This window comes from Limnohabitans sp. (assembly GCF_038134685.1).
Classification (GTDB): domain Bacteria; phylum Pseudomonadota; class Gammaproteobacteria; order Burkholderiales; family Burkholderiaceae_C; genus Limnohabitans_A.
In genome coordinates this window covers 87,334-96,444 of record NZ_JAYPVP010000007.1, presented here as the reverse complement: position 1 = coordinate 96,444, position 9,111 = coordinate 87,334, and the positions used below count along the sequence as shown (strand labels likewise).

Genomic DNA, 9,111 nt, shown 5'->3' with positions numbered 1-9,111 from the left:
TCGTCTACCCCGCTGCGATCAGCGAAGCCTTGTATTGTAACACGCTTTTTGGCGTGCTGTCGAATTTTTTCATTTCGACTCGCCAACTTTCAAGTTTGCACTTTTGATCAGCGAAGCCCTCTATTATGACATAACTTTTGGAGTTGATGCCAGCGACTTGAAAATTTTTAGCATCCTGTCGGCTTGCGAAGTTTTCAGATCTGAGGGTTTTCGCTAGTCACCAGTGGCCAGCGAAGCCTTGAATTATGGCACACCTTTCGCCCTTTTGGCAAGAGCACTCAAAAATTCTTGTGTCTGGCTTGTCGATAATGCGACCATGTCTTTACTTACCCTGCTTGAGGCCAGCTTGGCCTATGGCCATGTGCCTCTGCTGGACCGCGCCAGCTTCGCCCTCGAGACGCGTGAGCGCGTAGGACTGATTGGCCGCAATGGCACGGGCAAATCGTCTTTGCTGAAAATTCTGGCTGGGATCGAGAAAGCGGATGACGGCGAGCTGCATGTCCAGCAAGATGTACGACTGGCCTACGTCCCCCAAGAACCCCTCCTGAATCCTGAGCACTCCATACATGAAGCCGTTCGCGAAGGCTTGGCTTCCACACTGGCTTTACTTGCAGCGTATGAACTGGGCGAAGGAGATTTGAATGCACTACAGAGCCAAATCGAAGCCGCTGAAGGCTGGACACTGGAACAACGCATTGATGAAACACTCCAGCGATTACACCTTGATTCAGCCGCACGCATAACGCAACTGTCTGGCGGCAATCGTAAGCGCGTAGCGCTTGCTCGCGCACTGGTTTCGCGTCCCGATGTTCTGTTGCTGGACGAGCCCACCAACCACCTGGACATGGACAGCATTGCATGGCTGGAGGATTTACTGCTGACCTACAAAGGCAGCGTGATCACCATCAGTCATGACCGCGCCTTCCTGGACCGTATCACCACACGTATCGTTGAACTCGACCGCGGCAAGCTCACCGCATATCCAGGCAACTTCGCCAAGTACCAATCACTCAAAGAAGAACAATTGGCCCAGGAAGCCATCATTCATGCCAAGGCCGACAAACTACTGGCACAAGAAGAAGTATGGATACGCAAAGGCGTGGAGGCACGACGCACCCGCGCACAGGGACGTATCAACCGCTTGATGGTGCTGCGCGAAACACGCGCTCACCGCCGAGAAGCTTTGGGCAGCGTTCGCATGGAAGTGGCAAGTGGCGCGCCCAGCGGAAAGATCGTCGCCGACCTGGAGCGCATCACCAAAAGCTTTGATAAGCCCGATGGATCCACGCGCACCATCGTGCGCGACTTCAGCGCCACTTTGCTGCGAGGTGACAAGATCGGCTTGATAGGGCCCAACGGGGCTGGCAAGACCACCTTGCTGAAACTGATTCTGGGCGAGCTTGAAGCCGACAGCGGCACCATTCGCCGAGGCACCAAGCTGAGCGTGGCCTACTTTGACCAGATGCGAGAGCAAATCAATCTGGATGCCACACTCGAGGACTTCATCAGCCCCGGCAGCGAATGGATCGAGATTGGAAACAAACGCACTCACGTCAAAAGCTACCTGGGCGATTTTCTGTTTTCGCCCGCCCGCGCCAACGCTCCCGTGCGCTCACTCTCGGGCGGGGAGCGCAACCGTCTGCTGTTGGCACGTCTGTTCGCACGTCCTGCCAACGTGTTGGTACTCGACGAACCGACCAACGATCTGGACATTGACACGTTAGAGCTTCTTGAAGACCTGCTTCAGCAATATGCAGGCACTGTCTTCCTGGTGAGCCACGACCGTCGCTTTCTGGACAACGTGGTGACCAGCACCTTGGTAGCCGAGGGAGATGGGGTTTGGCGTGAATACGAGGGCAGCGTTGAAGACTGGCTCACCCAATCGGCCCGCGCACGCCCAGCACGTGCAACGACCCCACCCGCCCCCATCACAGTCAAAGAAGGTGCCCCTGCAAATGGGAGCACTCCCATGGCCCAACCCAAACGCAAGCTCAGTTACAAGGAGCAGCGTGAGCTCGACAGCCTGCCCGCCCAGATCGAGGCACTGGAAACCGAACAGGCCGATCTCGAAAATGCCTTGGCCGACGGTTCGCTTTACGCCAATGATCCCGCATTGGCCGCCCAAAAAGCCTCACGCCTCATGCAAGTTGAGGAGCAGTGGATGACGTCCATGGAGCGACTCCAGGTTTTGCAGGCGGTTTAAGCAATCCCATAGCCCAAAACCACACCGACCAAAGCCCGTACATGACCGCCTCCGAACTGTCTGCCCTGCTGCTTTTGGCTACTGCCACCAGCTTTACCCCGGGACCCAACACCACGTTATCAACCGCTTTGGCGGCCAATCGGGGACTGCGTGGCGCCATGCATTTTGTGCTGGCGGTGCCAGTGGGTTGGGGTCTGCTGTTCACACTCAGCGCGGTTGGTCTCGGCTCGCTGGTCATGGCACTGCCCACATTGCGCTGGGCTATTGTGCTGGGCGGCGTGGGCTACATGCTCTGGCTGGCACGGCGGCTGTGGGGCAGCGGCCAGCTGAGCCCGTCCGATCGCAGTCGGATGGACGTGAGCTTTGTGCAGGGCGTGTTGCTACAGTTTTTAAACATCAAGGCCTGGATGCTGGCCCTGTCTGTGGTGGCCGGCTGGGTCGCAGGCCATGCAAATGCTGTCGAGCGCTACTTTGTGGTTTTGCCCCTGATGCTGTTTTTTGCCTTCAGCAGCAATCTCAGTTACGCGCTGGTCGGCTCGGTGCTGCGCCACTGGCTGGCGCAAGGCCAAAGGCTCTTGGCTTTCAACCGGTGCATGGCGGTGGTGCTGACTGCCACTGCCGGCTGGGTCGTCTGGAGCCTGAAGGCCACGGCATGATCCAATAGACCCATTGCAGACCGAAAGAACAACATGAGCTTCACCCTCGCCCAACGCGCCCACAAAATGAATCCCTCGGTGATCCGCGAGATCCTCAAGGTCACCGAAAAGCCCGGCATCATCAGTTTTGCCGGGGGCCTGCCCTCGCCCGACACCTTCCCGATCGATGCGATGCGCGAAGCCTGCGAGCGTGTGCTCAAACTCGACGGTCGCGCCGCCCTGCAATACGCCGCCAGCGAAGGCCTACCTCAGCTGCGCGAATGGGTCGCCAATGACCTAAAAAAGCAGGGCATGCAAGTGAGCCCCGACCAGGTCTTGATCACCACCGGCAGCCAGCAGGGCCTGGACCTGGTGGCCAAGGTGCTGATCGACGCAGGCAGCAAGATCCTGGTGGAAACACCCACCTACCTGGGCGCGCTGCAAGCCTTCATGCCGATGGAGCCCGATGTCGTGAGCGTGGACAGCGACGATGAGGGCGTGGACGCCACGGACCTGCGCAGCAAAACGCGTGATGCACGCTTCATTTACCTGCTGCCCAACTTCCAGAACCCGACTGGCCGCACCATGAGCGAGGCACGCCGCGCCGCTGTCGCTCAGGTGGCGCTGGACACCGGCCTGCCAGTCATCGAAGACAACCCCTACGGTGACCTCTGGTTTGACCAGACGCCCGCCGCCTCGCTCAGCTCGCGCCTTCCCGAACAAAGCCTCTACCTGGGCTCGTTCTCCAAAATTCTGGCTCCCGGCCTGCGCCTGGGCTATCTGGTGGCGCCCAAGGCGCTGTACCCCAAACTGCTGCAGGCCAAGCAGGCGGCCGACCTGCACACCCCTAGCTTCAACCAGCGCGTGGTGGCTGAGGTGCTCAAGGATGGCTTCATTGACCGCCATGTGCCCACCATCCGCGCCCTCTACAAGCGCCAGTGCGAAGCCATGCTGCAAGCGCTGGAGCGCGAAATGGCGGGCCTGGACGTGACCTGGAACCGCCCCGCAGGCGGCATGTTCCTGTGGGCACAACTGCCCAAGGGCATGGACGCCGTGAAGCTGCTGCCACACGCCGTGGACAAGAACGTGGCCTTTGTGCCTGGTTCGGCCTTCTACGCCGCCAACCCGATGCACGAAACCCTGCGCCTGTCTTTTGTGACCTCCACCGTCGAGCAAATTCAGACCGGCGTGGCCGCGCTGGCGCAAACCATCCGCGAACACCTGCCGCGCTGACATCCCCTGGGCGACAGGTGCCGACCGGCACCCATCAGACAATCGCGTCCTATGGGAACGCTTTACCTGATCCGCCACGGACAAGCCTCGTTTGGCGAAGACGACTACGACCGCCTGAGCCCGCTGGGCCACCAGCAGGCGCAGCGCCTGGGCGAGTACCTGCGCCAGCGCTTTGAACGCGAAGGGGTGCAGATCGGCACCGTGCTCATGGGCAGCCTGCGGCGCCACCGTGAAACCTGGGAAGGCATGGCCCGAGGCGCCGCCTGGACCCACACCCCGCAGGTCTGGCCAGGTCTGAACGAATACGACAGCCAGGCGCTGATCGAAGCCATCCACCCCGAACCACTGGCCAAGCCCGACACACCCGAGCTGTACCGCCACCACTTTCGCCTGCTGCGCGATGCGCTCAAGGCCTGGATGGACGGCCGCACCGCCCCCAAGGGCATGCCCAGCTACGCCGACTTTGTGGGCGGCATCGAAGCGGCGCTCGACCATGTGCGCCAGCAATCCTCGGGCAACGCACTCATCGTCTCCAGTGGCGGGCCCATTTCAACCGCCGTGGGCCTGGTGCTGAGTACCCCGCCAGAAACCACAATCGAGCTGAACCTGCGCATCCGCAACACGGCACTGACCGAATTCGCTTTCACGCCCAAGCGCCATATGCTGCTGACCTACAACATGCTGCCGCACCTGGACAGCGCCGAACACCAAGACTGGGTGACTTACGCCTGAACGATCAACGCAAGGTATCGGCGGGCAAACGTTCGATTTCGGCCAGCAAAGCCGCAAGCGCCCGGCCCGCTGCCTGTACCAGCGACTGGCCTTTGTCGGCCGTGGCCGCCGCCGCGTTGCCTGCGGCACCTTGGGGGTTGTAGTCCTGCATCTGCCAAGCCAGCTTGGCGCTTTTGCCGTTGCCCAGAATCGGGAAGGCCGATGCCCGATCCTGAGAAGTGGAGTGGAAATGTTGCGCTTGGTCCATGCGCACCCACTCGGGTCGCAGCGCCAGCATCATGGATGTTTCCACATCGCCCGCGTGCACACCAAAACGGTGTTCGTCGGCACTGAACAGTGTGTTCAGATCTGCACCCGTTTCATCGAGCAGCGGCAAGTTGAACCAACTCACGCTGTACACCAGCATGCCCAGACGGGCTCGCAAGTCGCGCGCGACTACATCCATCAGACCAACCTGTCCACCGTGACTGTTGAACAAGACCAGTTTTTTCACGCCTGCTGCCGCCACCGATTCGGCAATGTCTGTCCACAAACGAATGATGGTTTCCGCTTTGAGAGAGAGCGTTCCTGCAAACGCTTTGTGTTCCGGGCTGTAGCCCACAACCTGCGCAGGCAAGAACACGGCTTTGCAATCCTCGGACAGGTGCGGCAAACACGCTTGCACAATGCCCTGAGCCAAATCAGCATCGACCGATAAAGGCAAATGCGGACCATGCTGCTCGATCGCAGCAACAGGCAACACCGCCACCAGACGCGAGGCATCGATCGCGGCAAAGTCAGTGGTGGCCCAATCGGCCCAGAAATGGGAGGGAATTTTCATGATGCCTTGCATCTTAATGGAGAGCGCCCTCTGGAACTGCAAATCCTTGTTGCCCACCGGACTCCTCGCTGGGTGTACATTTCCAGTTGGTTCAATTGAGCACTTTTTATTTCCACATGAAGCTGAGCACGCTTTTCTCCCGCACACTCAAGAGCTTGTTCTTCGGGGTGGTGCTTGCCCTGAGCCTGGGCGCACAGAGTCAATCCCTGCTCACCCAGGCCATCAATGCTGCGCCCAGCCATGCAACTGAGCAGGTACGTGCCAGTCTCAAAATCAATGCACCCGATGGCATTTCGCCTGGGAAAACCTTCTGGATAGGCGTCTTGCTGGAGCACCAACCCGATTGGCATACGTATTGGCAAAACCCCGGAGACTCGGGTTTGCCCACCACCATCGAATGGAAGCTGCCCGCAGGCCTGAAAGTCGGCCAACTGCAATGGCCACTGCCCAAAAAAATTCCCATTGCACCCTTGGCCAACTATGGGTACGAGGGTGTCGTCCTGCTTGCTGTCCCGGTACAGGTGGATGCTGGTTTCCAAGCCACATCGTCTGTACCGCTGGCCGCTCATGTGCAGTGGCTGGCCTGCAGACAGGAATGCATTCCCCAGGAAGCGCACTTGCAGTTGAACTGGCGCCCTGCAAGCATCAACTCGCCCAACCGATTTGATTGGGCCCGGCAGCTCAGTCCTGTCGCGTCCAATGCCAAAGTGCAAACCCAGGTGATGCCCAATGGCAAAGCGGTACGCGTCACGGTAGATCAACTGCCCAAAGCCTGGTTGAACCGGAAACTGAGCTTGTTGCCCATCACCCCTGGTGTGCTTCAAAACGCCGCCGTGCAGGACAAAGACTGGACGCAGCAATGGCAAGGCGATCAATGGCAAGCCCTCATGCCTGTTTCGGAAGACCGAAGCGAGAACCCTTCACGCATGGCCTGGGTTCTGGCCCATGGGACAGACACTGCACCACAAGGTCCAGCCATCACCATAGAGGGTCCTGTCACCGGCAGCTGGCCAATGGTTCAATCTGTTGCCGTTTCGCCCGAGCTCGAGCGCGCTCTGCGTGAAAACGCTCAGGGACAAACTCCTGCAACCACGCAGCCTGTGACCATGACTTGGCTTCTGGCCCTGTTGGGGGCCTTTGCAGGAGGCTTGATCCTCAACCTCATGCCCTGTGTATTCCCGGTGCTGGCCATCAAGGTCATGGGCTTTGCCCGACCTGCCGAGCACCCCGGCGCGCATGCCCGCGCCGGCCTCGCCTACACCGCCGGAGTGGTGCTGTCCTTTGTCGCACTCGGGGGCTTGCTGCTGGCGTTGCGTGCCACGGGCGAACAGCTGGGCTGGGGCTTTCAGCTGCAAAGCCCACCCGTCGTCATCGGTCTGGCGGTACTGTTCACCTTGCTGGCCTTGAACCTGGCGGGTGTCTTCGAGTTCGGCATGTTCCTGCCCGACCACCTGGCCAATGTGCAAAGCGCACACGGCACGCTCAATGCGGCTTTGTCAGGCGTACTGGCGGTGGCCATTGCATCACCCTGCACAGCCCCCTTCATGGGGGCCTCTCTGGGCTTGGCGATCGCCTGGCCTACAACATTGGCACTGCCGATTTTTGCGGCCATGGGCCTAGGAATGGCGCTTCCCTATTTGCTGGCCAGCTTGTGGCCACGACTGGTTAACGCCCTGCCTCGCCCTGGTGCCTGGATGGAAACGTTCCGCCAAGCCATGGCTTTCCCGATGTGGGCCACCGTCATCTGGCTGGCATGGGTGCTTGGCCAACAAACCAACACGGATACTGTCGCCACGCTGCTGGTGCTGTTGCTGGGTTTGGGCTTGTTGATGTGGTCCTGGTCCAAGCCCCAGCGTACGCGCATGGCCGCCAGTGCATTGGCTGCCTTGCTGATCGGCATCAGCGGGCAAATGTTGTGGAGCCAGACACAGCTTGCGCATCCCAACGCGCCATCCGCTGCGACACAAACATCTGAGTGGCAACCATGGAGCCCCGAGGCGGTTCAAATTGCCGCAAGCAACAAACAAGCCGTTTTTGTGGACTTCACAGCCGCTTGGTGCGTGACCTGCCAATACAACAAGAAAACCACCTTGGCCAATCAAAGTCTGCTGGCCGACTTCAAAGCCCACAACGTCCAACTCCTGCGCGCAGACTGGACGCGTCGTGACAGCACCATCACGCGCGAACTCAATGCACTGGGTCGCAGCGGCGTGCCTGTATACGTGCTGTACGCGCCCGGCAAAGCCCCTCGACTGTTTTCGGAATTACCCTCGGTAGACGAGATCCGCAGCGCCCTGACCCAACTTTGATCAAATGTCGCAGGCCACAAGCCTGCGACAATCAGGGCATGAGCACATTTGCCCCCCTCCAAAACGACACGTTCCTGCGCGCCTGTCTGCGCCAGGCCACTGATCACACCCCCGTCTGGCTGATGCGCCAGGCTGGCCGCTATTTGCCTGAATACTGCGCCACACGCGCCAAGGCTGGCAGCTTCATGGGCCTGGCCACCAACGTGGATTACGCCACCGAAGTCACCCTGCAGCCACTGGAGCGTTACCCGCTGGACGCTGCCATTTTGTTCAGCGACATCCTGACCGTACCCGATGCCATGGGCCTGGGCCTGTCGTTCGCACAGGGCGAAGGTCCCAAGTTTGCCAAGAACGTGCGTGACGAAGCAGCGGTCGCCGAACTGGCCGTGCCCGACATGGACAAACTGCGCTATGTGTTCGATGCCGTGACCAGCATCCGCAAGGCCTTGAACGGCCGCGTGCCGCTGATCGGCTTTTCGGGCAGCCCCTGGACGCTGGCTTGCTACATGGTCGAAGGCGCCGGTTCGGATGACTACCGCGCCGTCAAAAGCCTGATGTACAGCCGCCCGGACCTGATGCATCGCATTCTGGAGATCAACGCCGACGCGGTAGCGCTGTACCTCAACACCCAGATCGATGCAGGCGCACAGGCCGTGATGATTTTCGACAGCTGGGGAGGCGTACTGGCCGATGGTGCTTTCCAGGAATTCAGCCTCGCCTACACCCGCAGGGTGCTGGCCCAGCTCAAGCGCAGCCACGATGGCGCCATCATCCCGCGCATCGTGTTCACCAAGGGCGGCGGTTTGTGGCTGAGCGATATGGGCTCGCTCGATTGTGAAGTGCTGGGTCTGGACTGGACCATGAACCTGGGCAAGGCCCGCGCATGCGTCGGCGGTGAGGTCGGTGGTCCAGGCAAAGCATTGCAAGGCAATATCGACCCGAACGTGCTGTTTGCCCAACCCGAGCAAATTGCACAGCAGGTGCGCCGTGTGCTCGACAGTTTTGGCAAACCCCACACCGATGCCAGCACCACCGGCCCGACCCATATTTTTAACCTGGGCCACGGCATCAGCCAGTACACACCTCCCGAACATGTCTCGGCGCTGGTCGAGGCAGTGCACAGCCATTCCCGCTTCTTGCGCCAGCAGGCCTGACCGCTTAGCATAAAAACAAGCTGAA

At 60.0% G+C, this 9,111-nt stretch carries 7 protein-coding genes; 6 read left to right on the top strand and 1 reads right to left on the bottom strand.

All coding sequences use genetic code 11. The features are described from left to right. The first annotated feature begins 316 nt into the window (after positions 1-316). Genes AAFM15_RS04870 through AAFM15_RS04855 form a run of 4 tightly spaced genes read left to right on the top strand, consistent with a single transcriptional unit; the run spans position 317 to position 4,803 of the window. A complete protein-coding gene (locus AAFM15_RS04870; RefSeq protein ID WP_341685581.1) occupies positions 317-2,203 on the top strand; it encodes an ATP-binding cassette domain-containing protein in 1,887 nt (628 codons plus the stop codon). 41 nt (positions 2,204-2,244) lie between these two features. Beyond that, positions 2,245-2,859 (top strand): LysE family translocator, encoded by a 615-nt coding sequence (locus AAFM15_RS04865; RefSeq protein WP_341685580.1) that lies wholly within the window; start codon positions 2,245-2,247, stop codon positions 2,857-2,859. Between the two features lie 33 nt (positions 2,860-2,892). Further along, the gene (locus tag AAFM15_RS04860; protein WP_341685579.1) at positions 2,893-4,071 is read left to right on the top strand and encodes a PLP-dependent aminotransferase family protein; all 1,179 of its coding nucleotides are present in this window, start codon (positions 2,893-2,895) and stop codon (positions 4,069-4,071) included. 51 nt (positions 4,072-4,122) lie between these two features. After that, a complete protein-coding gene (locus AAFM15_RS04855; RefSeq protein ID WP_341685578.1) occupies positions 4,123-4,803 on the top strand; it encodes a histidine phosphatase family protein in 681 nt (226 codons plus the stop codon). 4 nt (positions 4,804-4,807) lie between these two features. On the opposite strand, the gene AAFM15_RS04850 is transcribed toward AAFM15_RS04855, so the two are convergent. Beyond that, positions 4,808-5,623: a creatininase family protein gene (locus AAFM15_RS04850; RefSeq protein WP_341685577.1), complete on the bottom strand. Its 816-nt coding sequence runs from the start codon at positions 5,621-5,623 to the stop codon at positions 4,808-4,810. A 116-nt stretch (positions 5,624-5,739) separates the two neighbouring features. Between AAFM15_RS04850 and AAFM15_RS04845 the strand changes: the two genes are divergently transcribed. Together AAFM15_RS04845 and hemE are read left to right on the top strand one after the other, a co-directional pair. Then, complete coding sequence (locus AAFM15_RS04845) at positions 5,740-7,932, top strand: thioredoxin family protein (RefSeq protein WP_341685576.1); 2,193 nt, start codon at positions 5,740-5,742, stop codon at positions 7,930-7,932. Positions 7,933-7,970: 38 nt separating this feature from the next. After that, complete coding sequence (hemE, locus tag AAFM15_RS04840; RefSeq protein WP_341685575.1) at positions 7,971-9,086, top strand: uroporphyrinogen decarboxylase; 1,116 nt, start codon at positions 7,971-7,973, stop codon at positions 9,084-9,086. The last annotated feature ends 25 nt before the right edge of the window (positions 9,087-9,111 follow it).

Bases quoted from the DNA above. Each gene is read 5' to 3' on its own strand.
- AAFM15_RS04870 (WP_341685581.1), top strand. From the start codon at position 317: ATGTCTTTACTTACCCTGCTTGAGGCCAGCTTGGCCTATGGCCATGTG.
- AAFM15_RS04865 (WP_341685580.1), top strand. From the start codon at position 2,245: ATGACCGCCTCCGAACTGTCTGCCCTGCTGCTTTTGGCTACTGCCACC.
- AAFM15_RS04860 (WP_341685579.1), top strand. From the start codon at position 2,893: ATGAGCTTCACCCTCGCCCAACGCGCCCACAAAATGAATCCCTCGGTG.
- AAFM15_RS04855 (WP_341685578.1), top strand. From the start codon at position 4,123: ATGGGAACGCTTTACCTGATCCGCCACGGACAAGCCTCGTTTGGCGAA.
- AAFM15_RS04850 (WP_341685577.1), bottom strand. From the start codon at position 5,623: ATGAAAATTCCCTCCCATTTCTGGGCCGATTGGGCCACCACTGACTTT.
- AAFM15_RS04845 (WP_341685576.1), top strand. From the start codon at position 5,740: ATGAAGCTGAGCACGCTTTTCTCCCGCACACTCAAGAGCTTGTTCTTC.
- hemE (WP_341685575.1), top strand. From the start codon at position 7,971: ATGAGCACATTTGCCCCCCTCCAAAACGACACGTTCCTGCGCGCCTGT.